Source organism: Bacillus sp. AG4(2022) (genome assembly GCF_031844465.1).
GTDB classification, from domain to species: domain Bacteria; phylum Bacillota; class Bacilli; order Bacillales; family Cytobacillaceae; genus Bacillus_AB; species Bacillus_AB infantis.
In genome coordinates this window covers 300995-326027 of the sequence record NZ_JAUZVH010000002.1, presented here as the reverse complement: position 1 = coordinate 326027, position 25033 = coordinate 300995, and the positions used below count along the sequence as shown (strand labels likewise).

Annotated in this window: 26 protein-coding genes and 2 pseudogenes; 12 read left to right on the top strand and 16 right to left on the bottom strand. The window is 42.6% G+C overall.

What is annotated here, in order from left to right; translation table 11 throughout:
* Positions 1–19 precede the first annotated feature (19 nt).
* From Q9R36_RS07160 to Q9R36_RS07120, 9 genes and pseudogenes are all read left to right on the top strand, one after another.
* The gene (locus tag Q9R36_RS07160; RefSeq protein WP_311224707.1) at positions 20–2383 is read left to right on the top strand and encodes an SGNH/GDSL hydrolase family protein; all 2364 of its coding nucleotides are present in this window, start codon (positions 20–22) and stop codon (positions 2381–2383) included.
* A gap of 162 nt (positions 2384–2545) precedes the next feature.
* Entirely contained in the window at positions 2546–3538 is a 993-nt protein-coding gene (gene xerA, locus Q9R36_RS07155) for a site-specific tyrosine recombinase/integron integrase (RefSeq protein ID WP_311224706.1), read from the top strand.
* Positions 3495–4337, top strand: coding sequence for a trypsin-like peptidase domain-containing protein (locus tag Q9R36_RS07150; protein WP_311224705.1), 843 nt, complete (start codon positions 3495–3497; stop codon positions 4335–4337). Before xerA ends, Q9R36_RS07150 begins: the two co-directional genes overlap by 44 nt.
* Before the next feature lie 114 nt (positions 4338–4451).
* Positions 4452–4748, top strand: coding sequence for a hypothetical protein (locus Q9R36_RS07145; RefSeq protein WP_311224704.1), 297 nt, complete (start codon positions 4452–4454; stop codon positions 4746–4748).
* Between the two features lie 27 nt (positions 4749–4775).
* Positions 4776–5045 (top strand): phage holin, encoded by a 270-nt coding sequence (locus Q9R36_RS07140; protein WP_311224703.1) that lies wholly within the window; start codon positions 4776–4778, stop codon positions 5043–5045.
* A 28-nt stretch (positions 5046–5073) separates the two neighbouring features.
* Positions 5074–5634, top strand: a pseudogene (locus Q9R36_RS07135) (peptidoglycan recognition protein family protein); the annotation flags it as partial.
* A 356-nt stretch (positions 5635–5990) separates the two neighbouring features.
* Complete coding sequence (locus tag Q9R36_RS07130; protein WP_311224701.1) at positions 5991–6212, top strand: DUF5659 domain-containing protein; 222 nt, start codon at positions 5991–5993, stop codon at positions 6210–6212.
* 40 nt (positions 6213–6252) lie between these two features.
* A complete protein-coding gene (locus Q9R36_RS07125) occupies positions 6253–6843 on the top strand; it encodes a hypothetical protein (protein WP_311224700.1) in 591 nt (196 codons plus the stop codon).
* A 209-nt stretch (positions 6844–7052) separates the two neighbouring features.
* A complete protein-coding gene (locus Q9R36_RS07120; RefSeq protein ID WP_311224699.1) occupies positions 7053–7982 on the top strand; it encodes a zinc-ribbon domain-containing protein in 930 nt (309 codons plus the stop codon).
* A 123-nt stretch (positions 7983–8105) separates the two neighbouring features.
* On the opposite strand, the pseudogene Q9R36_RS07115 reads toward Q9R36_RS07120, so the two are convergent.
* The 4 genes and pseudogenes from Q9R36_RS07115 to Q9R36_RS07100 form a co-directional block, all read right to left on the bottom strand.
* Positions 8106–8534 (bottom strand): annotated as a pseudogene (locus Q9R36_RS07115) (GNAT family N-acetyltransferase); the annotation flags it as partial.
* Positions 8535–8825: 291 nt separating this feature from the next.
* The gene (locus tag Q9R36_RS07110; protein WP_022544104.1) at positions 8826–9308 is read right to left on the bottom strand and encodes a glutathione peroxidase; all 483 of its coding nucleotides are present in this window, start codon (positions 9306–9308) and stop codon (positions 8826–8828) included.
* Positions 9309–9370: 62 nt separating this feature from the next.
* A complete protein-coding gene (locus Q9R36_RS07105) occupies positions 9371–9895 on the bottom strand; it encodes a hypothetical protein (protein WP_022544105.1) in 525 nt (174 codons plus the stop codon).
* A 14-nt stretch (positions 9896–9909) separates the two neighbouring features.
* A complete protein-coding gene (locus tag Q9R36_RS07100; RefSeq protein ID WP_094767197.1) occupies positions 9910–11598 on the bottom strand; it encodes a formate--tetrahydrofolate ligase in 1689 nt (562 codons plus the stop codon).
* A 163-nt stretch (positions 11599–11761) separates the two neighbouring features.
* Between Q9R36_RS07100 and metA the strand changes: the two genes are divergently transcribed.
* On the top strand, positions 11762–12667 hold the full coding sequence (metA, locus tag Q9R36_RS07095) for a homoserine O-acetyltransferase MetA (protein ID WP_009791607.1): 906 nt from the start codon (positions 11762–11764) through the stop codon (positions 12665–12667).
* A 71-nt stretch (positions 12668–12738) separates the two neighbouring features.
* Here metA and Q9R36_RS07090 read toward each other — a convergent pair whose 3' ends face one another.
* Together Q9R36_RS07090 and Q9R36_RS07085 are read right to left on the bottom strand one after the other, a co-directional pair.
* Positions 12739–13431: an AIM24 family protein gene (locus tag Q9R36_RS07090; RefSeq protein WP_009791608.1), complete on the bottom strand. Its 693-nt coding sequence runs from the start codon at positions 13429–13431 to the stop codon at positions 12739–12741.
* 15 nt (positions 13432–13446) lie between these two features.
* The gene (locus Q9R36_RS07085; RefSeq protein ID WP_009791609.1) at positions 13447–14127 is read right to left on the bottom strand and encodes a class I SAM-dependent methyltransferase; all 681 of its coding nucleotides are present in this window, start codon (positions 14125–14127) and stop codon (positions 13447–13449) included.
* 114 nt (positions 14128–14241) lie between these two features.
* On the opposite strand from Q9R36_RS07085, the gene Q9R36_RS07080 reads away from it, so the two are divergent.
* The gene (locus Q9R36_RS07080; protein ID WP_009791610.1) at positions 14242–14451 is read left to right on the top strand and encodes a manganese transport transcriptional regulator; all 210 of its coding nucleotides are present in this window, start codon (positions 14242–14244) and stop codon (positions 14449–14451) included.
* Between the two features lie 366 nt (positions 14452–14817).
* Here the strand turns inward: Q9R36_RS07080 and mntR are convergent, their stop codons facing one another.
* From mntR to Q9R36_RS07040, 8 genes are all read right to left on the bottom strand, one after another.
* Positions 14818–15246 (bottom strand): transcriptional regulator MntR, encoded by a 429-nt coding sequence (mntR, locus tag Q9R36_RS07075; protein ID WP_009791612.1) that lies wholly within the window; start codon positions 15244–15246, stop codon positions 14818–14820.
* 239 nt (positions 15247–15485) lie between these two features.
* Positions 15486–17675: a DNA topoisomerase III gene (locus Q9R36_RS07070; protein ID WP_101550131.1), complete on the bottom strand. Its 2190-nt coding sequence runs from the start codon at positions 17673–17675 to the stop codon at positions 15486–15488.
* Positions 17676–18000: 325 nt separating this feature from the next.
* On the bottom strand, positions 18001–18882 hold the full coding sequence (locus Q9R36_RS07065) for a metal ABC transporter permease (protein WP_101550132.1): 882 nt from the start codon (positions 18880–18882) through the stop codon (positions 18001–18003).
* Complete coding sequence (locus tag Q9R36_RS07060) at positions 18879–20192, bottom strand: metal ABC transporter permease (RefSeq protein WP_022544107.1); 1314 nt, start codon at positions 20190–20192, stop codon at positions 18879–18881. The genes Q9R36_RS07065 and Q9R36_RS07060 overlap by 4 nt, the downstream gene beginning before the upstream one ends.
* 10 nt (positions 20193–20202) lie before the next feature.
* Positions 20203–20952 (bottom strand): metal ABC transporter ATP-binding protein, encoded by a 750-nt coding sequence (locus Q9R36_RS07055; protein WP_009791617.1) that lies wholly within the window; start codon positions 20950–20952, stop codon positions 20203–20205.
* An 11-nt stretch (positions 20953–20963) separates the two neighbouring features.
* Positions 20964–21887 carry a metal ABC transporter solute-binding protein, Zn/Mn family gene (locus Q9R36_RS07050; RefSeq protein ID WP_311224698.1) on the bottom strand — a complete coding sequence of 308 codons (924 nt, stop codon included), beginning with the start codon at positions 21885–21887 and terminating at the stop codon, positions 20964–20966.
* 197 nt (positions 21888–22084) lie between these two features.
* A complete protein-coding gene (locus Q9R36_RS07045) occupies positions 22085–22372 on the bottom strand; it encodes a hypothetical protein (protein ID WP_009791745.1) in 288 nt (95 codons plus the stop codon).
* Between the two features lie 111 nt (positions 22373–22483).
* Entirely contained in the window at positions 22484–23461 is a 978-nt protein-coding gene (locus tag Q9R36_RS07040; RefSeq protein ID WP_009791747.1) for an HD-GYP domain-containing protein, read from the bottom strand.
* A gap of 290 nt (positions 23462–23751) precedes the next feature.
* On the opposite strand from Q9R36_RS07040, the gene cspD reads away from it, so the two are divergent.
* A complete protein-coding gene (gene cspD / locus Q9R36_RS07035) occupies positions 23752–23952 on the top strand; it encodes a cold-shock protein CspD (RefSeq protein ID WP_009791749.1) in 201 nt (66 codons plus the stop codon).
* A gap of 101 nt (positions 23953–24053) precedes the next feature.
* Here the strand turns inward: cspD and Q9R36_RS07030 are convergent, their stop codons facing one another.
* Both Q9R36_RS07030 and Q9R36_RS07025 read right to left on the bottom strand, forming a co-directional pair.
* Positions 24054–24230, bottom strand: a complete 177-nt coding sequence (locus tag Q9R36_RS07030) for a zinc-finger domain-containing protein (RefSeq protein ID WP_009791750.1) — start codon at positions 24228–24230, stop codon at positions 24054–24056.
* Between the two features lie 42 nt (positions 24231–24272).
* Positions 24273–24929 (bottom strand): ribonuclease H family protein, encoded by a 657-nt coding sequence (locus Q9R36_RS07025; protein WP_022544110.1) that lies wholly within the window; start codon positions 24927–24929, stop codon positions 24273–24275.
* Between the last annotated feature and the right edge of the window lie 104 nt (positions 24930–25033).

Genomic DNA, 25033 nt, shown 5'->3' with positions numbered 1-25033 from the left:
AAAGGAGAAATAATTACATATGGGAATATTTAAGTATCCAGATCCCGTCACAGGTGAACATAAAGCGATTGATTCGGGAGCAATCAATGACGGTGATTTAAGATTTACGCCACAAGACATCAAAGGGATTGATGATAAATTAAAAACTACTAATGAACTTTTGGCAGATACAGCGACCAAAGAAGAGCTTGAGAATGCCATCAGTCCCAAAGCAGACAAAGCATATGTTGATACAAATCTAGCTAGTGTAAACAGTAAGGTGGATGGTATTGATCGTGGCTACGGTGGAACATATGCTACTCTAGCAGCCTTGCAAACTGCTTTTCCAACTGGCGACAGCAAAAGATACGTAGTTTCGGCTGATGGTAAATGGTACTACTGGAATGGAACCACGTGGACTGCTGGAGGAGTTTTTCAGAGTACAGGAATTGCTAAAAATACTATAACAGCAGGACACACAACATTCATCAACACCTCTGAAAACTTGTTCGATTTATCAAGCAACGAAAATGTAAATGGGAAATATATCGCTACAGACGGAACAGTATCTAGTTTAGCTAACAGCAAAATCACTCACAAGATTCCAGTTTCGGCAGGCGACACTATACGCACAGTGCAAAACGAAACATTTGGTCCCACTTCAAAAGGATACTTCTTCAAAGGTGGATACTACACAAAAAGTGGTGTTTATGTTGGAGAAATAAAAGCTACGTCGAGCAGTTTCGATATTAATGGAAATGTATTCTCCTTTACTGTTCCGTCAGGTCTAGCTATTGACCATGTAAAAATAAATTTTGATAGCCGTTCAGAATCGACTTTTATGGTTGTTAAAAACGTAAGCTATCCATCAACATATATACCTTTTATTAATCCTAAGCTTTCACCTGATATTAAGGTAGACTACTCTAGTTTAGTCAATATTCCAACGACACCCGAACAGTCTAAAACCAACCTAGAGGTCATTGCCCCTTCAAAAGTTTTTGTAACAGCCAATGATATTAATACATCAAGATTCGTCTATGGAAAGACAAGGCAGTACTCTACAGCAGTTTATTTAGACCATATGATTAAAGATACTACTGACAAAGATATTCGTTTTACTGATTTCCCTTCAGAAGAAGGTGACAATTACCCTTTGGTTAGTGATGTTTCTTTTAATGGTACTACATGGACAGTGAATAACGGAAAAAACATTGATGCTGTAGCCAAGACACTTAAAATCATTTCTCCAAAACATACAATTGCTGATAAAACAGTTTCAAGAGTATCAGTTAAAACAAGTTTATCAAAAGCTAAACATCCGAAAGTTTTATTCATTGGAGATAGTCAGACATACGGCATTGGGGCAGATGATCGTTACGGAAATGGAGAATTTGCGTATTGGGGGTACGTTAAAAAATTATTTGAAATGGATAAGATTGACGGTGGAGATAATGCGACTGAATACAATTTTATGAGTTTAGGCATTAGTCGTTCTATGACTATACCTATTGACTATAAAGGGAAGGTCAGAAGTGTTGTTGCAAGTGCTGACGGCATAAGTGGATGGACACTATTTAACCATTTACGGCATTCACAATACTTAAGGGCTTCACAAACGACTTGGGATGCGTTAGGTCTAGGGAATGGAAGTGGAACTGATTACATCGGAACGGATGCTCAAAAAGATATATTTGCTAGTACCGTTGAAAATAATCCAATTGCTGAACCAGTTAATCCTTTCTTTGATAATGACAAATCAGGTAATGTTAAATTTTCTATAAATAAATGGCTGCAACGTTATCGAACAAGGGACGATGAAGGTAACAAGTTAAGTCTTGGCGATCAAAGATTGGGTACATTGATTACCACTCAATCCCAAATTGACAACTTCAATGTTTGCACTCCAACTCATGTTGTTTTAGCACATGGTCGAAATGACGTTGCCAATGCAACAATTAACAAGTTTATCGAAAACATCCAAAATTTTATTGATGCTGTGCGTGATGAAATTCCCAATGCAATTATCGGTATTTGCACCATTCCAGATAACCCGGGAACTCATTTTCCAGAGCGTTATCCAAAAATTTTAGGAGATACAAAACTTCCAGTGAATCGAAATGTTTTTGATGCGGTAAAAGCCCAATTAGCTTCATTTGAAAATCGTGAAGCTGAAGAAGTCTATTTAATCCCAAATTATTTCACACAGCCAACAGCTTGGGGGTTGATGCTACAAAAAGCAGATATGCCTGAAACTTTATTAGGCGTAGATGGATGGCAACAAGAAGAGTTCAGACGGTATAGGATCGCAGGAGATGGAGTGTCAAATCATCCTGGCTCTCTAGCACATGCAACATGGGGCTATCAAGTTTACAGTTGGTTAAAATATCAAATGAGCAAGTGAACCATTGGACGAAAATGTTCACTAAGGAATCCTCTATCAATTCTAAAGAGTACTAGTAAATGCTAGTACTCTTTTTGTTTAAAAATAAATAAACTAATATAAATTGCAACGATTGCATTCTCGTGGTAATATTAAATAAACTAATATAAAGGAGTTATTACCATGAATAATGTGAGCGAGCACTTTATCTTTGAAGTATGGAATAGTTTGCAAAAAAGTAATTTAGATTTAAGCAAAGATGAGTTATATGAATCTTTATCCAAAGTTGTAACAAACTATGAAATTACAAAAGTATCAGACAAGGTAAGTGAGAATGATCTCCAGCCAACAATAGACCTGTTTATATCCGGGAAGAAATTGGAAGGCTTATCCGACACTACTATTGATGGGTACAAGATACATCTGAGAGATTTAAATAAAAGAATTCATAAGGACATTGAAAACATTACTACAGCTGATCTGAGAGTTTACTTGGGTAATTTTAGTCATCTAAAACAAAGTTCCCTTGCAAGCAAAATTTCAGTATTAAAGACATTTTTCGGGTGGCTCTTTAGTGAAGAAATTATAGTAAAAGATCCAACACTGAAAATCAAAACTCCAAAGTTCAATAAGAATAATCCCAAATTTTTAAATGTTGACGAATTGGAAATGTTAAGGGAAACTTGTGACAGCTTAAGACAGAGAGCTTTGATTGAAGTATTATATGCCACTGGCTTGAGATTATCTGAATTACATAGAATGAATATAAAAGACATTGACTCAGCAAACTTTTCAGCAACAGTGATTGGGAAAGGTCAAAAAGAACGTGAAGTTTTGTTCTCCGTGAAAGCTATTCACCATTTGAAAAGATACTTAAATAGTAGAAATGATGATTGTGATGCCCTGTTTGTAACAGAAAGGAAACCTTATAGAAGACTAACTAAACGTGGTATTCAAAGAGAAATTGGGAAAATAGCTTCTAAACTTGGGATTGACAAAAATATCACACCTCATGTGCTGCGACATACCCTTGCTTCCCTTTCGCTTAATAACAACATGGATATTTCAGTAATTTCAAAGCTTCTAGGTCATTCGGATGTAAGAACAACTCAAATTTATGCACATGTGACAGATGAGAATAAAAGGTATCAATACAAGAAACACCTTGTTCTTTAAAATATTAATTTTAACCGGATTATTCCTCATCATTGCCCTCCCTTCTATCGCTCAGAGTCCATTTAAAGATGTTCCTAAGAACTCTTGGAGCTATGAGTATGTGAATGACGTAGTATCAAAAGGAATTGTCTCAGGCTACCCTAATGGTACTTATAAGCCAAGTGAATATGTAACTCGTGCGGAAGTATCTAAATTCATTTCTAACACAATTAAGTATATGGAGAAAAGTAAGACTCAGATTAACGTGAATTATAAAGACAGTTATGATGACCGTGTAATCAATGTAGTTGCTCAATCCATGTCTGCAATTGTTCAAGTAAAAACGGAGAATGGTTTAGGTACAGGATTTATCCTCGAAGGCAATAAGATACTCACTGCTTACCATGTGGTTAAGGATCGTAAGAGTATTGATGTTGTCCTGACAAATGGAATGAAATATAAAGGAACAGTTGAAACTTTCCATGCTAATAATGATATGGCTTTGTTGAGTATTGATGAGTCTACTCCCCTCTCTCACCTATCGCTAGAGAGCAAAGTGAATCTGGGTCAAACAGTAATCGCTATTGGTCATGGTGAAGGTGAAGTTAATACAGTCACTAAGGGTGTTGTATCTAACTTGTCGAGAAATGGATTGATTCAGACTGATGCTGCAGTCAATCATGGTAACTCTGGCTGTCCTATTTTAGATTTGAACGGGAACGTATTAGGAATTGTCATTGCAAAGATTGAAGGATCTGACGTAGATAATATTGGATATGCGGTAAAAACAGATTTGATTAAGAAGTTTATAAACCAATAAAAAACTGACTGTCACGGTTGAGGTAAACAGTCAGCCAGTACACGTATGTACCATCTTTATTATATCAAGGTGGTGTTGTATTTGTAAATAAATAACTTGCAGGAGTGAATTAAATTGCCAGAAATTAAAGTTGCTGAAAGTATCGTTTCTTCTGAGTATGCCTATGCCATAATGTTCGTGATTGTTTTGTATGTGTTCTATAAGTGGATAAATAAGAATTATGATGAGCACAAGGCTGATTCAAAGGAACGAGAAGCCAAACTAATGATTCACTTGGAGAAGTCAAATGAAACACAAGAAAAAACATCAAGAACACTTGAAAAAATTGAAGGCAGCTTAACATCGTTAGAGAAAAGAATGGATGAAGGTTTTGTCGATGTATGGGAAAAAATCGAGAAAATTGATAAATAGTATATTAATTGGGAGATGTGATTATAGATGAAAATTAACTGGAAAGTTAGAATTAAGAATCCTGTATTCCTTGTGCAAATAGGACTCGCTTTCTTCGCCCCTATCTTAGGCTATTTTGGATTGACTGCTCAAGATATTACTACTTGGGATTCTCTACTCAAATTAATTACAGATGCATTAGCCAATCCTTATGTGGTGGGGATTATTGCAGTAAGTGTATGGAATGCGTTGAATGATCCTACTACAAAAGCGTTAAGTGATTCTGAGGCAGCATTGAATTATAAGAAACCTGAATAATAAAATTTAAAAATAAGGATGTGTTTATATGACTATTCAAGTTAAACAACAACTAGTCCCTGAGAATAAACACTCGTTGAAATGTCCTAATGTTATGAATGCTGAATTTATAACATTCCATAATACCTACAATGATGCTTCAGCACAGAGTGAAATAGATTATATGATAGATAATAATAACGCTACCTCCTTCCACTTTGCTGTAGACGATAAGGAAGTTATTCAAGGTATTCTTGTAAATAGAAATGCTTGGCATTGTGGTGATGGTAACGGAACGGGCAACAGAAAATCAATTGGAGTGGAAGTTTGCTACAGTAAATCCGGCGGAGATCGTTATAAGAAGGCTGAGGCACTAGCTATTAGGTTTATAGCTCAAATACTTTATGAGCGCAATTGGGGTGTTGATAGAGTTAAACCCCATAAATATTGGTCAGGTAAGAATTGCCCTCACAGAATACTAGATGAAGGTAGATGGAATTCTGTATTAAACGAAATTGGGAGAGAGCTTAAGAAACTACAAGACTCTAAAATTAAAGCTGCCACGGAAGATGTCAAAACCATCATAGCAGATGGAATTAAAGAAGGAGATGACGGAAAAATGAAACTTGAACTTACTGCTTCTCAATGGGATCAATTGGCGAGTATCTTTAATGACTGTGCTCAGAAAGGTTTATTGTCAAGTCAGGAATGGACTGTTAAAGCTAAGGAGAAATCATTAACTGTATCTGATGCTGTATTCCTTGCGTTGATTCTTGACCATAGGCGTTTCAGGGATTTCTGTAATAAGTAAATTTAATATAAAATAATTAAATATAAGTATGTGGAGGAGTCTGTTGGGGGCTTCTCCTTTTTATTTTGAATTTAATTTTCTACAACTCATCAATCTTTGGTGATTTGAATGAAGGTTAATATCTTCAAATATTAAATCGATAAGGAGTGTTTTACATGCAAGAACTTTATTACACACAGTCATTAAACTTGGCTTCATTTCTAATGGCTAAAGGATTTAGTCCAGTAGGTAAAAGGAAAATTGAACGAGGTGTAACTATCTATTTCACAAAGACAGATGAGTTACATGAAGCTGTCAGAGAATACAACAAGAATGAAGACTTAAAGAAATTTATATCTGCATTCAGAGAATTAAAGAATTACCTTAATAACAATTAATTAAATAAATTATATTATATGTTTAGGAGTGTCTTGTAGTATGAGTAAGTTAATTAAGAACGGTGAAGAATGGATACATAGTGAAACAGGTGAAATATTCACTAAGAAAAGACTAGATGAACTAAATGATAAAAAGATGTTTGAGCAGCATAATCAATACTTAAGGAATGCGGTTGAGAATGAATTAGATCCAAAATATAAATTAACTAAAATAAGAAAATCAGATGAACCTAGCAAGAAGACGATAAAGGAAGGATATAAATTTAATATGATGCACAGGACAGATGTAAAAGATTTGTTGATGCAGAATAAGCTAACTGTTCAAGAGTTTGCGTTTATCGGTGCGATGACTCCCTTCATTTCTTATCCAGAAAATGATGTGAAAATTAATAATGAATATTTATCACTTGAAGGATTATCAGAATTCTGTGGATATAGTAAAAATATAATGACACGGACAATTAAAAAACTTGAAGAATTAGAAGTGATTAAAGTTGTGAAGGGTGGAAATCGACCTCCTATCATATACTTTAATCCTTTTTTATATTCTGCTGGAAGAGAAATAAGTAACGATACTTTCAATATGTTTTGTAAAAGTAAGTATAATCCTGATGGTATGAATTACATGTGACGCTCAGACTGGAATAGTTTAATAGAAAGAGAAGCAGAAACTTTAGAAAATAGGGATTTACGTTGATACATAAGGCTTTAATGACAATTTAGCTATCACATTTAATGAAATTTGTCTCCCACTGAATGGGAATCAATACAAAATAAACTTTAACTTTGGGGTTAGCTATATGCTGATTCCTTTTTTATTTGATTAGGAGGATGTATTATATGAAAACTGAATTGCTTTATGAAGGACAAGTATTTAAGAATTATAAGGCAATGTGTGAAGAATTAGGGTTGGAAATAAAAGCTGGAGCAAATTCAAAGGATGCACAATTCAAAGAATTAGCAAGGTATTGCTCTTATGAAAAGTGTGGACATACAATTACTGTGACAGAAGTATTTGTTGAGATTAAAGATAAGATAGATAATAGGGGTAAAAGTAAAGGGAGTAGAGAAAATAGAATACTCAAGACCCCACTATCTATCACTAACCCGAGACTAGCAAGTCAATGGTCAATAGAAGATAACGGCTGCGAGTTACCTGATTCTGTAACCAGAAGGATAGTTGATAAAGAATACTGGTGGATATGTTCTGATTGCAATAAGAAAATATACTCATCCCCTTTGAAGAGGTTTCGATATAACTTAGGTGTATCAGATAAACACATCACTTGTACATATTGCAACTTATCCAAGGGAGCTAAGAGAGTTTTTGATTTCTTGTACAGGAATGACATTGATTTTAAAACAGAATACATATTTGAAGATTTAAGAGGAATTAGAGATGGCTATCTAAGATTTGACTTTGCTGTGTTTCAGCAAGGGAAACTGAAGCATTTAATTGAGTATGATGGTGGGTTTCACGATAAGAATTCATTTGGTGAGGAAAAGCTAAATGAAACATTCTACCATGATAAGTTAAAGAATGATTACTGTAAATCCAATAATATACCTTTGACCAGAATCCACCACACTAATCAAAACTCAACCGAAGTTATCCTTTCTGAAGTGTTCGGTGGGGATCACCGTTGTAAGATTATCCTTGAAGAAATAAATAATTTAAGAGAAGAAAAAGAAAGAATCCTATCTCAACTTAAAGAAATAAACAATAAGATGAGTGAATATGAATCACTTCTATTAAAGAAAAATGAGTAAGTTTTCCGTAATACGGAATTGAGTGTTCGTAATACGAATTAATTATATAAAGAAAAGAAGCCATTTGAGTAAACATTACCCTCTTGGTTTCATTTTTTTATCCTTTAAGCCTACATTTTATGTGTGTTTCCACCCGTCTCTGTCTTCCCAAAAGAATCCGCATTTTTTATACAATGGCACAGCCTTCGTATTGCCTGGCCAAGTATACAGGTCCAGACGCGGCCACCCGAGCTCCACAGTCTTTCCAAGTGCCTCAAGAACAAGGAGCTTGCCGATTTTTCTGCCATGATAATCAGGCCGCACATTCAGGAGAGGAATATAAAGCGCACCTTCATCTTCCTTATATTCTGAAAGTCCGCAATAGCCTACGACCTCTTCCCCATCCAGGGCGATATACAGTTCGATATTATCCGAGTTTTCCTCTTTCGTCTTCACTTGCTCCCCTGTCATCACCCGGTTGTCGCCGCCCCAGCTATCGCGGCTCATATTCCACATTTTTGCAACTGCATCCGCCAATCCAGGCTGGTAGGGGACCACCTGTATCTTATTCATCACTTTTTCCATGTCTCTTCCTCCTCGATTCTTAACTACGTGCCTTCCATCTTATCGGTGCATTGAATTTGTATTTTTCCTGCTTTGTCCATCTTTATTTCCTCCTTCGATCAGGGCAGTTATTTGCCTTGTTCCCCCTTGGTGGAACATTTTGGCACGCCCATTCTTATCGTATTAGGTTAAAGAATCAAAGTAAAGACAATTCTAAATTTTTAAAACAGAAAAAATGGCAGGCAAAAAGGCCCTGCCAAAGCAGAGCCTTTTGTTACATCCAGTTTAGGACCGGATGCATTATCTTGCCAATTCTTCTTTAATATCGCCGAGGATTTCTTTGGGATTTGTATTGGGAGAATACCGCTTGACGACTTCTCCTTTTTTGTTCACAAGGAATTTGGTGAAATTCCATTTGACAGCCTTCATGCCAAGCATGCCAGGCGCTTCTTCTGTTAAATATTGAAAAATAGGGTCGGCATTTTTCCCGTTCACATCCACCTTCGCGAACATAGGGAAGGACACCCCATAGTTCAGCTGGCAGAACTGCTGGATTTCTTCGTTGCTGCCCGGATCCTGATTCATGAATTGATTGCAGGGGAATCCGAGAATTTCAAGACCTTCCCTGTGGAGCTGTTCATAGATTTCCTGCAGCTCCTTGAACTGTGGTGTAAAGCCGCATTTGCTGGCTGTATTGACAATGAGGAGCACATCCCCCTCAAACTCCCTCAGCGGGACATCCGAGCCATCTGCTTTCATTGCATTAAATTGATATATAGACATCATCGCACCTCCTGCTATTATCGTAATCACGATCAGTCTATAATGCCAGTTTAAACTCTTGGTTAAAAAAGCACATCCTCAAGCTTCCTCAGGCATTCGGCCATATGATCGGACAGAAGGGCAAGATCATCAATCTGGTCTTCATAAATGAGTCTGCCAAAAGTGATTTCCGTTATATTCTGCACAGTGTCCGGCTTGCGTAATGGATCATAGGAAACTGTTTGGGTGATGCTTCTATTTTCTCCCCAAATGGCCTTCATGAGCCTGTCGATCCCGGCTGTCTGTTCCGGCTCATTCTTTTGGCTGAAGGAAAATCGGATGCTGATCATGCAGCCTGAGAGCTTTTCAGACAGGAGGGCGGGATGCAGCTCAGCCGCCAGATTTTCGAGCGCCGCTTGCATGATGAAGGTGCATGAAGCTTTGACAGATTCCCTGTCCTGAAAAGTGATTTCAAATGTCCTCGAAAGCTTGGCGGTATTAATCAGCTCGTTGCGGTCAATTATGCTGATTTGACCGGCAAGGTCCTTATCATACAGAAGGCCTTCCATGACGATCTTCATATTTTCATACGCAGTAGGGTCAAACAAGCTGAACACCCCTTTTAAAATAGACCAACAGCATTTCCGTTCTCATCCACATCCATTTTCAAAGCAGCAGGCGATTTCGGAAGCCCCGGCATTGTCATGACATCTCCTGTAAGGGCTACGATGAAACCTGCCCCGATGGAAGGCTTCAGCTCGCGGACTGTCACAGTGAATCCTTCAGGCCTGCCCAGCTTTGCAGGGTCATCTGACAGCGAATACTGAGTTTTGGCCATGCACACCGGAAGGCTTCCCCAGCCAAAGGTCTCAAAATCAGCAAGCTGCTTTTTAGCTTTGCCCGCAAATTCTACATCTGCTCCCCCGTATACTTTCTGGACGATAGTCCTGATTTTCTCTTCAAGCGGATCTGACAGGCTGTATAACGGAGCAAAACTGCTTTCCTTTTTATCAATAAGCTTCAGGACAGTTTCTGCCAATGCAAGTCCGCCTTCCCCGCCTTTTTCCCATACTTCTGTAAGGGCAGCAGGGAAGCCTTCTTTCTCGCAGAGTCCAAGCAGTGTGCTCACTTCCAGATCTGTATCAGTTACAAATTTATTTATGGCAACAGTGAACGGAAGGCCAAAGCTCTTAATCGTTTCAGCGTGCTTCTTCAGATTGGCGAATCCTTCTGCCAATGCAGCGGCATTTTCCTCTGCAAGATCTGTTTTCTTTACTCCGCCATGCATCTTAAGCGCCCTGATTGTGGCCACGATCACCACTGCTTCAGGCTGGATGTCAGCATTTCTTGTTTTAATATGAAGGAATTTCTCTGCTCCAAGATCTGCACCGAACCCGGCCTCTGTAACCACATAATCGGCCAGCTTTGAGGCAGCTGTTGTCGCGGCAGCGCTGTTGCAGCCATGGGCGATATTGGCAAATGGCCCTCCATGCACCAAAGCTGGTGTATGTTCAATCGTCTGGACCAGATTCGGCTTAATAGCATCCTTTAAAAGCAGGGCAAGCGCGCCTTCTGCACCTAAATCTCCGGCTGTTACAGGTTCCTTTTGATCATTATAGGCGATGACCATCCTGGAAAGCCTCAGCTTCAAATCTGCCAGATCGGATGCCAGACATAAAACGGCCATGATTTCCGAGGCCACCGTAATATCAAACCCATCTTCCCTTGGCACTCCCTGCATAGGGCCGCCAAGACCGACGATCACCTTTCTCAGGGCCCGGTCATTCAGATCGACTGCCCGCTTCCAGACAATCCTCCGCTGGTCGATACCCAGTTCATTTCCCTGCTGCAGATGGTTATCAATCAAGGCAGAGAGCGCATTATTTGCTGAAGTAATAGCATGCAGGTCCCCCGTGAAATGAAGATTGATATCCTCCATAGGCAGTACCTGTGCATATCCGCCGCCGGTGGCGCCCCCTTTGATTCCCATCGTTGGGCCAAGTGAAGGTTCACGCATCGCTATCACGGTTTTCTTCCCGAGTCTTGTCAGGGCATCACCAAGACCGACAGTCACTGTAGACTTCCCTTCTCCTGCAGGAGTTGGATTGATGGCTGTAACCAGAATGACTTTTCCAGACTCTTTTGTCTGCAGCTTTTTCATGGCCTCATATGAGAGCTTGGCCTTGTGCTTCCCGTAAAGCTCTAAATCATCTTCTTCCAGCCCGATTCCGGCTGCAATTTCTTTGATCGGTTTCAGTTCTGATTCCTGTGCGATTTCGATATCTGACTTTACCTTTGGTTTCACGTTCATTCTTGTCCCCCCGAAATATGCAAAGTTTCCTTCTATATTGTACCACCGCGTCCAATAATAAGTGATAGAATTTTAAATAATGAATCTTTTGCCCGGCATTGCCTGATCATGCCGTTTGCTTTTATAATTAGATAATTGAATATTCAAACAAGGAGGAAGGCCCGTGCCCATTTGTATTCCGCCTCTGCTGCCTGCCCGTGAGATCCTGGAGAAAGAAAATATCTTTGTCATGGATGACAGCCGGGCAAGGCAGCAGGACATCCGTCCGCTTAATATCATCATCCTGAATCTCATGCCTGAAAAAGAAAAAACAGAAGCACAGCTTTTGAGGCTTCTTGGCAACACACCGCTCCAGGTAAATATTTCGTTCCTTAAAACAGCGACACATGAATCAAAAAATACAAGTGAACTGCATCTTGAGCAGTTTTATACCACTTTTCAAGAGATCAGGCATCATAAATTCGATGGGATGATCATAACCGGGGCTCCGATTGAAATGCTGGATTTCGAGGAAGTCGATTATTGGGAAGAACTGACTGGGATCATGGATTGGGCGAAAGAGAATGTGACCTCCAGCATGCATATTTGCTGGGGCGCCCAGGCTGCGCTTTATCATTATTATGGGATCGGCAAGGAGATCCTTTCGCGGAAATGCTCCGGGGTATACGCCCATACCGTTTGCGACCCTTCCATAAAGCTGCTGAGAGGATTTGATGACCATTTCCTTGCTCCTCATTCAAGGAATACAGACGTTTCGATTGCAAAAATAAACGAGCATCCTTCCCTGAAGCTTCTGTCTTTATCAGAAGAGGCCGGCGCATTCATCATCAGTTCAAAGGACGGCAGAAGAATTATGGTCACCGGCCATCTGGAATATGAGGCACTCACACTGGCTGATGAGTATGAAAGGGACAAAGCAAGGGGGCTTGTGCCAGACCTGCCATTGCACTATTTCCCTGAAGACAACCCTATGCTGCCTCCAAAGAACAGATGGAGGTCTCACGCGCATCTGCTTTTTTCAAACTGGCTGAACTATTATGTATACCAGGAAACTCCATATGAATGGTAACGCCCTGTCTTCTGAAAGAATGGCAAAATGGCTGCACTCTTAGAGGCAGCCATTTCATTTCATCCATTCAATCAGCTTTGCTGGCTATAGTAGACTTCCTCAAACGGCTGCACTACAACAAAACCGTTGCCCGAGAATTTCATTTGGATTGATTCCCCGCTTCCTCTTCCAAGGAAGGTCTTAAAGGATATATCAGTCACAAACTCCGGCTGAAGGCTGCCTGACCAGGCTACTGTAGCATTTGGATCTGTGTACACTGGATTATCCGGTGTGACCAGCAGTGTCAGCGGCTCATAATGGGAAGTGATGGCGACCATGCCGCGCCCTTCAAGGCGGACATTGAAGAGCCCGCCTGCCATCATGCCGGCGATCCTTTTCATCAGCTTGATATCCCAGCTGATGCCGGGTTCGAATGCCAGCAAGTCATTTCCGTTCACAAAAATCGCTTCACCGCCAAGGTTAAGGATTGATATCTTTTTCCCCTGGTCTGCCAGATAGAGTTTGCCATTCCCTGTCGCTTTCATCAGTGACGTCCCTTCCCCTGTCAGCGCCTTTTTGAACATTTTCCCGAGACCGTGCTCCAGGATCCCTTCTCTTTCAAACTTTATGTTTCCCCTGTAGGAAACCATGGCACCGGTTTTTGCCCAGATCTGATTTGTCAGGTTGATCTCAAGCATCCTTGGTGTTTCAAGCTCAAACAGGCCTTCTCCTTTATCCTGCTGTTTTGTCTGGCTGACGAATTCTTCGATTGAATATCTGCTCATCCCTACTACCTCCTCTTATTTATCATTTTTGATCATGAATACCCACATAAACGATAATGCCTGCTGCAATTCTTCTGTTAAGGAGCCTTTGGAAATCAGTTCTGCACTCCTTTTATAAACACCGAACCCGGCTGTCCTGCTCCATCCGTTTTCAGCAGCTAGCCTTTCGAACTCCCATGGCATCATTGTATTGCAGACAGCTTTCTTGCCGTAAAGCCTTTCATAGCTGTTTTCCCGCGGCTTCGCAGTGGGGCCTAAAATGCCGACGCATCCAAATCCTCCCGGCCTGACCACCCTCTGCATTTCCCTGAGGACTGCAAGTGGGCTCTCAGTCCACTCAAGGGAATTGATCGCAAGCACTGCATCAAAGGCATGATCAGGAACATCCAAAGATGCAATATCAGATTTAATAAATCTTGCATCATTTCCTTCATTCACCTTAATGGCTTTATGTATCATTTCCTCTGAAACATCTGCCCCTGTTACTTTATAGCCGGCATTTGCGAGTTTCAGTGTGCCAAAGCCATCTCCGCATCCAAGGTCACAGACTGCAGAACCTGCAGGGACATGCTGATTGAAGAAGCCTGCAATTTCCTTCCGGCTGCCTGATTCCCACATTTCCCTGCTCTGCCGGCTCCATGAGCCGGATTTCTCATCCCAAAGCCTTTCTGCTTCAGAGGCCCAATTAAATTCCATCCTGATGATCCCTCACTTTTATTACGGATATATTCTAAAAAAGTTTCATTCTTGTATTTCTATAAGGGCAGCTGGTAATCCTTTGTACTAAGGAAATTAAAGGAGGGGCTTTACATGCAGCCGGAAAAATTAATTGCTGTCCAAAGAAACCACCTGGGAGAGATTATGTCTTTCCAGACCTCGGGAGGGCGGATCATATCGTTCAGAAAAGCAATGATGGAAGCAGAAGAAGGACTCATCGAGCTTGCAGAGGCGGAACACAGCCTGATGGAAAACAATGTTAACACGGTGAATCTGTTAGAGGATTTTCCGAGCTTTGGGTAAGGGTATAAACGAGGCTTAATAACCGTTAAGGTAAAATTAAGAAATATTCGTATTCATCTATGCCTTTGGCAAAAGAAATAAGAAAGTTTCATGAAGTATGCCTTTCAAATGTAGTCTGTTGATTTGCGTTCCAGGCACTTCGCTTTCCGCGGGGCGGCGCTGAGCCTCCTCGTCGTACCTCCTGCGGGGTCTCAGCTCTGCCGCTGCAATCCCGCAGGAGTCTACGTGCCTTCCACTCCAATCAACAGGGCTCAAATAATTAAATGGCAGTTCTTTATTACCACCACCCCTTCGATCCCTTTTAAAAATGTGATAATAAATAGCGGCAAGGCATCCTTTAACGCCTTACCGCTTTTTATTCTGTCTTCATCCTTCAGTCTGCTCATTTTTCCTGGCGATTTCGCGGAGAGAATCCACTCTCCCCTGATCTTCTTCAAAGAACTGGACTAGGTCACCCACCCGGTCAATCGCATCCCAGCTTAAATGATGCTCTATGCCTTCCACATCTTCATAAATATTCTCTTCCTTCACGCCGATGATCCTTAACAGCTGTTCGAGAAGTTCATGGCGGTATACAAGCCTTTTGCCGATCTTTTTGCCTTTTGGAGTCAGGATCAGCCCTCTGTATTTTTCATAAACAAGATATTCGTCTTTATCCAGCTTCTGCACCATCTTAGTAACTGAAGAAGGATGGACTGACAAAGCTTCGGCGATATCGGATACACGTGCATAACCTTTATCTTCTATCAGTATGTATATTTGTTCTATATAATCTTCCATGCTTGGAGTAGGCATCCGATAACCTCCTAAGTATTAAAACCAGCTTCTTGCCGGACAGAAATACACATCCGGTTTCAGCTTTACTGCTGTGTCCTGTTAAATAATCGTCACCGGCCCATTGCTTTCCTGCAAACAGAAAGCTCCACCATGCAGCCCCGTAAAAATTGTCCAATAAAAATTTTACTATAGATGGGGAGGACAAACAAGTCAGGCAAGCGAAACACCAGGGAGAAGCTTGTGCCCCTCCCCTGCATTTATTGCTGCTTTATGCTGTTTTCAAAGACGAAGTTAAGCCTGCCTTCTCCCCATTCTAGCCTGGCCTGAAATTCCTTTTCGCCTTTTTTGAACCCTTTGATAAGATCTGTCTGCCCATCTTTCAAAAGCTTGCGGACATTTGCCTGGCTTATGGTCTTCCCAAGCACTTTTTTGGATATGGTGAAACGGCAGTCAGAGGCTTTATAATTCGCACAGCCATAAAAAGTCCCTTTGTCAACAACATCGCCGCCGCACAGCTTACATTTGCCGACCTTCGTGCCCGCACCTCCCCTTTTGCCTTTTTTCCCCGGCCTTCTATCCTTGAATTCCTCCAGGTCATATCCATCAAAGCTCCACCGGGAACTCTGTTCTGTCGCATCATTGATTAATTTGATTGACAGCTTCTTCGCCTGCTCCATAAATTCTTTTGGCGATGCTGCCCCCTCACCGATTTCATTCAGGCGCTGCTCCCATTTGGCGGTCATTTCAGGGGATCCAAGCACACTTTCGCCGATTGAATCGATCAAAAGCTTTCCCTTGTTCGTCGCATACACCTGGTTCTTGCGGACATCAATATACATCCGGTCCTTAAGAATGCCAATGATCCCGGCACGCGTAGCTTCAGTGCCAAGCCCTTCAGTCTGATTCATCACTTTGACCAGATCAGAATCCTCCAAATGCTTCCCGGCAGTTTTCATCAGGGTGATAAGCTGCCCCTCGGTATACCGCTTAGGCGGCTGCGTCTTGCTCTCTTTAACCTCTGTATCCTGTACAATCCCTCTTTCGCCGGATTCGAGGGACGGGAGATCCTGCTCATCTTCATCTTTAGCAGCACTCTTCTTGTTGCTGAACAGGACCTTCCTCCAGCCTTCCTGAATCATTTCCTTCCCTTTTGACAGGAAAGCAGCCCTCTCATCCGCCAATGTATGGATGGTTGTATAATCGAAGATGGCTTTTTCATAATGGGCGGCAATCAGCCTTTTTACAATCAGCTCATAAATCCTTGCTTCATCGGCACCCATTTTAGCCGGGTCGGCTGCCTGTTCTGTAGGAATGATGGCATAGTGGTCTGTCACTTTCTTTTCATTCACAAATCTTTTATTATCCAGTATGGATGAAACAGGAAGCGGGAAAAAAGCTTTAAAAGCATCCATTTTCGAAAGCTTTTCCAGTGTTTCAGGAAATGCCGCCGCCTCCTCTTTCGTGACAAAGCTTGAGTCAGAGCGAGGGTACGAAATAATTCCTTTCACATAAAGCTTTTGGGCGATTTCCAATGTTTTTTGCGGGGAATATTTGTAAAGTTTGTTTGCTTCAGCCTGCAGGGACGAGAGATTGAATAAATAAGGAGGCAGGAATTCCTTCCTGTCTTTATCGATTGATTCAATCCTGGCGTTCTTTCCTTCTGCAAACTGCTGGATTTTCCTGGCCATCCCTTCATTATCGAGACGGGAATTCCCATCTTTATGCCATTTCCCTTTATATGTCTTTCCTTCCATATTGAAAGTAGCCATGACTTCCCAGAAAGGCTCTGACTTAAAATTCTCGATTTCTTTTTCTCTTTTTACAATCAGTGCAAGGGTCGGGGTCTGGACCCTTCCGGTAGAAAACACATCCTGGATCCCTTTTTGCTGGAGCAGCAGGGTGTATGCCCTCGAAGCATTCATACCGACAAGCCAGTCGGCACATGCCCTGCTGAGCGCCTCATAATAAATATTTCTTGTCTTAGACTCATCAAGGAGATTGGCAAAGCCATTTGTTACAGATTTGGCGGTGAGCGATGAAATCCATAGCCGCTTCATCGGCTTTCTGCTGCCGCACTGAGTCAGAATGACTCGGATAATGGCTTCCCCTTCTCTTTCTGCATCACCGGCAATGATGATTTCATTGACTTCTTTATGGTGGACCAGTTCTTTGATGACTTTGAATTGCTTCCACTTTGACTTGGATACACGGTGCTTAAATTGCTCCGGAAGTATCGGCAGAGTGCTCAGTGACCACTTTTTCCATTTAGAATCATATTCCTCGGGAGGAACCAGTTCACATAAATGGCCAATGGCCCAAGTCATGAAAGCACCATCAGGGAACAGTTGGTTCGGAGCGATTTCCAGATAGCCTTCTTTTTTCTTGAATGAAAATGGGGCGGCAAGCTTCATTCCCTGATCAGGCTTCTCTGCAATAATCAGTTTCATATTCATTCTCCTTGCTCGGGACTGCGCAAGTCCGACTTGATTATTTTACTGCTAACCTCAATGGCAGCAGGGCCCGAAAAAAAGATTATACATGATTCCAGGCTGTTCAGGCACCCTTTAGCTCCTGTCAGATTGGGATCATGCACTTTTTTCAGAATTGAATAAATGGGGGGTTCTATGGGAGATGGATGGCTTGAGGGTAGCTGCTGATGTACATATGGCTTGAGGCAGCAGAAAAAAGCGCCATTCCCGGCGCTTCTTCTATTATACTATTAAACTTTCTCTCTTTAAAGCTCCCTGCAAACCAAAAGACTAGAGAGTATGATCATTCTGCTGTACGGACCCGCATGCTGTTCCGTTTTTTCATTATATACCCTTTAGTAGGCGAAAACAGGAAAACAAGGGCAAATAGTATTCCATTGGCAGCTGCCATGCTTCCGGATATCGAGGCATTCAGCCAGCTTGCAGCGAAATATCCGCCGACAGCGGCAGCCGCTCCGATCAATGCACTATAGATAAGCATGGTCCCAAGCCTGTCTGTCAGCAGGTATGCTGATGCTCCCGGTGCAATCAGCATAGCAACGACAAGGACTGCCCCGACGCTGTCAAAAGAAGCTACAGTTGTAATCGAAACCATTCCCATGAGCAGGTAATGGATGAACAGAACCGGAATCCCTATCGCTGCTGCCATCTGGGGATCAAAAGATGTAATTTTGAATTCCTTGTAGAATAATCCAATCAGCAGCAGATTAAACAGCAGGACACCCCCAAGCATCAGAAAGGCTTTCGGGACTTCTGGAAGCATTCCAATCCGGACGACATCCCAAGGGACAAAAGCAATCTCCCCCATCAATGCATGGTCGACATCCAGGTGGACATTTTCAGCAAAAAGCGAGACCAGGATTACTCCTACAGCAAACAGGAAGGTGAACACTACGCCGATTGAAGCATCCTCCTGAACGCCGCTGCTGTTAAAGGTCTGGACAAGGAAGGCCGTTGCCAGACCTGTTGCTGCTGCTCCAAGGAGCATGTAAAATCCGTTCATGCTCTGGCTGATCAGAAAAGCAAGGACGATTCCAAGGAGCACGGTATGGCTGATGGCATCGGCAAGCATGGAAAGCTTCCGCAATATCAGGAAGCATCCGGTGATGGCACAGGTGATTCCGGCCAGTGATCCTACTGCCAAAATCCATAATTCATAGCTCATAGATTCTCTCTCCTTTCTGGAAGGGGAAAAGGTGAAAGGACCGGCATCATATTATATTGCCAGAGCAGTTTCTCCGCTCTTTTGGCAAGCGGATCTGACGGTTTTACCATCAGCTTTTCAGCCAGCGCTTCCCTCTGGTCCTCATTAAATTCTTCACTGTGCATCAGGCAAAGTTCATTTATGCGTCCTTTCAGCGTCAGGATATAACCTTCGAGAACGCCTTTGTCCGTGAGCATCCATCCTCCTGGATCTTTTGCAATTAAATGCTCCTTGTACAGGTCGCTCATCAGCCTCATGGTATGTGATTTTGAGAAAGCGAGCTCATCGGAGATCCTGCTTTCAGCTATGATCATTTGTTCCTTCCCTGTCTCCCTGTAAGCAGATTCTGTCAGTTTGTACATTGCCCTAAGCACCTGGCTCCTCTTCGTCTTCCTGTTAAAGACGATTCTTTTGGCCAGCTTTGTCAGCAGTCCTCTCTGCGGGGCAGCCAGGACAGAGAACAGAAATAAGCCAGTAGCCGTAACAACAATGAACGGCCCAGTTGCAAGCCCCTGCCCCAGCGTGCTCAGAAGGGTTCCGGCCATTCCTGATAAGGCCCCGAATCCTCCTGAAATGATGACCATTTTCCCAAGTGACTCTGTCCAATACCTCGCAGCAACGCTTGGTGTGATCAGCATTGCAGCCATAAGGATTACGCCTACCGCCTGGATACCGATGACAACAGTGCCAGCCAGAAGGGTAAGAAACATAAAGTTCAGCCAGCCGGCAGGAAGTCCGAGCCCCCTCGCAAAATCAGGATCGAAGGTCAGGACCTTCAGCTCTTTAAAGAACAGCAAAGTCACCACGATGAGAACGGCAGAGGCACCTGCCATCAGCTTTACATCGCTCCCTACCATGGAAGCAGCCTGCCCGAAAATAAAGTCATCCAGCCCGCTCTTGTTGCCTGCAGGCGATTGGGATATCTTTGTCAGCAGGACAATCCCGAATCCGAAAAATACAGACAATACCAGGCAAATCGCGCTATCCTCTTTTAGAATTGAGCTGGAAGTGATGAATTGGATACAATAGGCGGCAAGCAGACCGGTAATTGCTGCTCCGATAAGGAGGGCAGGCAGAGATTTTTCACCTGTGAGCATAAAAGCAATGCATATCCCCGGCAATGCTGCATGTGCAACAGCATCCCCGATCAGGCTTTGCTTTCTCAGAAGGGCTATGCTTCCAAGCACTCCGCTTGCTGCACCCAGCAGCATTGTTCCAAACAGGACCCACTGTGTATTCGCGTTGCCCAGCATTTGCAATAGTTCATTCATATAAGACACCTCACTTTTGCTCGACCATCACTTGGCCCTTTTCCAGGAAGGCCAGCTTGCCGCCATATGTCTTGTGCAGGTTTTCCATTGTAAATGTTTTATCTGCCGGACCGTGGGCTATGGTTCTCATATTGAGCAGGATGACAGAATCAAAATATTCTTTTACAGTCTGCAGGTCGTGATGCACAACCAGCACCGTTTTCCCCTGGGCCTTCAATTCATTCAGCAGGCTGATGATTGCCCTTTCTGTAGCGGCATCCACCCCGACAAATGGTTCATCCATGAAATAGACGCTTGCATCCTGTGCAAGTGCCCTTGCAAGGAAGACCCTCTGCTGCTGTCCTCCTGACAGCTGGCTGATCTGCCTGTGCTGAAAAGCTTCCATGCCTACTTTGCGCAGGCATTCCCTTGCTGCTTCCACATCGGCTCTTTTGGGACGCTTGAACCAGCCGACATGGCCGTATCGCCCCATAAGGACAACATCAAGCGCATTCGTCGGGAAATCCCAGTCTACAGTACCCCTTTGCGGCACATACCCAACGAGCCTGTCTTTGGGCCGGTATTCTCTGCCGTATACTTTTATCTCCCCCGAAGCTCTCGGAATCAGCCCCAGTATGGCTTTAATAAGCGTAGATTTTCCGGCTCCATTCGGCCCGATTATTCCTACCAGGCTTCCTTCCCCGACCGAAAAGCTTACATCGCTCAGGACAGGCTTCTTCTGATATGCGACTGTCAGATTTTTTATTTCTACTGGATTCATGGCCTTTCCTCCTATTTCAGCGCTTCCGCGATGGTATCGACATTATGCCTATACATCCCCAGATAAGTTCCTTCCTCTGTCCCTTCCTCTCCCATTGCGTCAGAGAACAGCTCTCCTCCGATAGAAACGGTATGGCCTTTTTCCTTTGCTCCTTCTATGACCGCGTTGATGGATCTTTCCGAGATGCTCGATTCAACGAAAACTGCCTTTATATTACGCGTGACCAGTGTATCGACAAGGGCCTGAACATCGCCGAGTCCGTATTCGGCATCAGTGCTCAATCCCTGAAGGCCCATCACTTCCATATCGTATGCTCTTCCGAAATAGCCAAAAGCATCATGGGCTGTAACCAGCACACGCTGTTCTTCCGGAATCCCTGCCATTTCCTTGTCCGCAAATCGTTTTAATTCATCCATTTCTGCAAAATAGGCATCTGCATTTTCCCGGTAGTATTGTTCATTATCAGGATCTGCCTTAATCAGTCCTTCTTCTGCCTTTTTGAGAGCGGTTTTCCATAGATCGATATCGAACCATACGTGGGGATCATAGGCTTTGCTGCCGTCTGCAGCCAAAAGCTTCTCTGGTTCTATAGATTCAGCTATGGCGTATGTGGGTTTCTGTTCATTCATTTTCTCAAAGATATCAAGCATCTTTCCCTCCAGGTGCAGACCGCTGTAAAAAATGATATCCGCTTCCTGAAGCTTCTCCATATCACCCTGTGTTGCTTTATAAAGATGGGGGTCTGTGCCCGGCCCCATCAAACTGTGCACTTCCGCCTTATCCCCCGCTATTATTTTCACAGCATCGGCTATCTGCCCGATCGTTGTGGTGATATAAAGCTTCTTTCCATCCCCTTCACTTTCAGCGGTCTTCCCGGAGCATCCCCCCAGCACAATCAGACTAAAAGCAAAAGCTAACATCATCCATTTTTTCAATCCCGACACCTCTTCCTTCTGTTTTTCTTCATCCTCAGTCCTAAATTGTATGCACCTCTTTTAGCGATGTGCACACTTTTTAAACAGGACTATAAATTTTTAACTAAAACATAAAAGTTTCCTTTGGTAAACATTTTAACCTCAGTGTAAGATATGTCAATCTATTTAATAAAAAAAAATAAACCGGCTGCGCCGGTTTAGGGTTGATATGGCTTTATAGACAGATTGCACTGGGTATACCATCTTTCTTTTGGAATCACATGTGATACAGTAAGGATCAGGGACGGAATTTTCTCGAGAGTAAAAATGATCATGCCGATTTGTTCATCTATGATAGAAAAGGAATCGCCGTGAGAACTTTGCACAAAAGTTTTGCCCAGCTGTATGAGCGAACTGAAGATAGCCTGTTTGATTTCAGGATCCAGCTCGATATTCGGGGAAAATCTTAATATCCATTCCTCATTCCCTATCAAGAACCTGAACATCTTCTCACCTTTTTCTTTGTTTTTCAGCAGGCTGCACTTTATTCAGGATGCAGCCGGCTGTTTTATAATTTATGAGAAAAAGGGCTGAAAATGACAAGCAATCTCTCCTATTCATAATATCCGTTCGATTTGCAGCCCCCTGCTGTATCTTAAATCAATGAGGCGGTCTTCTGTCTGCACAAGTGCGGATAAAGGATCATATGGGTGAATCATCAGGATCCTGCCCTCTGACTGGTCTGTCAGCCTGACCCTAGAACCGGCCAGGCTGTTCATCAGGTTTTGGATAAAAATAAGCATAAAACCAGGTTCAAATGAACCGAAAGCGCCATCCTTCATCTTGCGCATGACCTGGTAAAATGGCAGGGCCTCATGGTAAATGCGGGCAGACGACATGGCATGAAAAACGTCTGCAATGGCTGTAATTTTTGCTAAATGCTCTATTTCCCTTCCTTTCAGGCCCAGCGGATATCCCCTTCCGTCTTCTCTTTCATGATGCTGCAGAACAATAAGGGCTGCTTTCGGGCTTACAGCATCCAAATCCCTGACCATTTCATATCCATAAACAGAATGAAGTTTCATTTCTTCATATTCTGATAGAGTAAGTTTTCCGGGTTTTGATAGAATTTCATCCGGAATCTTAATTTTACCGATATCGTGAAGGATGGATCCAAGAAGCAAATCCTCCATCAGTGCTCCGCCAATGCCAAGCCAGCGTCCGATCATCCCGGCTATCATACTGACACATACGGCATGGCTCGAGGTATATCTGTCTTTTCGGTCGAGCTGATGGAAAACATGGGACACTCCGGGAATATCAGCAAGTGTCCGGATGACAGGCAATATATCTTTTTTGATTGCAGTTATTCCAACACCCTTCCCTAGTCTTGCTCCAGCGAATATATCCTCCACCTGCCCCACCGCATGATCGATCAGCCCGGCAGTATCCTTCCCGCCTCCTCCATCGCTTATGCAGCCTGAAGCAAACGCAGGAGGTCCTGGCCTGTCTCTTTTCAGCTGGAAAAGGAGCCGATCGATTTCTGCTGAAGATAAAGGCTTCTCCCTGCCGGGTTCCTTAAAGGTTTTCACCATCTCACCCTGCCTCCAGAATTATTTTATAGCTTTAATTTTAACAAAAACAGGAAACGCCACCTATCATTTTTTGTCCTTTTTTTCATAAATACAAAAGATTCAAAAAATTTAAGAGATTTTTGTAAAAATTCTGCATTATTCCTTGACTGGAAATTTTCCTTCGTGTATATTATAGACATCATTTAACAGGATAATTTTTGAGTTTTCCAGAACTAGATAATTATTCTGCTAGTGATAATATTTATTTCGACACAATCTGTGTCTTGAAAGGCTTAGGAGGAAAAGTTCACATGCAAAACGGCAAAGTTAAATGGTTCAATAACGAAAAAGGTTTTGGTTTTATTGAAGTTGAAGGCGGAGACGATGTGTTCGTTCACTTCACTGCTATCCAAGGCGACGGCTTCAAGTCTTTGGAAGAAGGCCAGGAAGTTTCTTTTGAAATCGTTGAAGGAAACCGCGGACCTCAAGCAGCTAATGTTGTAAAACTTTAATCAGCACTTATAGATATTGGCCCATTGGAGACCAATTAAAAAAGGCTGGCATTTTGCCAGCCTTTTTTACATAGGTAAATGAAAGCGGCAGCAGACTGTTTCTAAGACAGTCTGCTGCCGCATTTTTTTATTTTTTCCCCGATCGTGCATTGAGTAATGCAAAATCGGTGAGCGAACCTCTTCCCTTTTTCTTCTTTGTGATACTTGTGGAGAAAGCAGCCTTTGCAGTACTGTTCCATAAGCTCTTCTGTTTCTTTATAGATATCCTTTCGTTCCAACTCTGTCCTTCCTTTCCTCTTCAGAAAACAATATTCCAGCTTTTATATAATCTGCATTCTGCTGTTGATCAGCTTTCCTTCCAGCGCCTGGCTGGCCAGCTTATCCGCTTCTTTATTCTCGGACCTCGGTATAGGCTCATATTTCGGCTCAAGGCCAAGTTTTTTTATTTTCTCTTCTATCCGGTCAAGCCATCTGTTCAAACTCTCTTCATAACAGGGCCATTCTCCTTCAAGCTGCTTAAGCACGACCTGTGAATCACCCAGGAAGCGGCATGTCATATGATGAGCTCCCATTTCTTCCAGCAGTGTAACAGCATAATGCATGGCAGCATATTCCGCTTCGTTATTGGTTTCCATTTCGCTGATTCTTTCATTTGCCCGGATGCGGAACTTCTTTTTTCCCTGCTTATAATAAATAACTGCTCCCAGTCCTGCCTGATAGGTATCTTTATTGAATCCGCCGTCAAAGTACACGGTTATGTCATGAGGCTCGGCTTCCACTTCGGCCAGCAGCTTCCTCATTTCCTTCAGTGACCAGCCGGTACCCATCTCATCGAAAAACTCAAGATCCAGGGCCTTTCCTCCCTTTTCTAGATCTCCGCCGAGTTCAAGCGCAGTTTCCCCGTCCATCCAGTCTGAGGTGAACCGGATTCCGTCTGTTCCTTTCAGCCTGTAAAGCCACTCTAACTTGTATTTCATAGTATCCGCCTTTCGCTTCAGTATCAAGTATTTGTTTAGCCTATTCCAGTTCGTGCACAAGTATCACAAAATTGCTAAAACTTTCACTTCTCCTGAGATGTGTC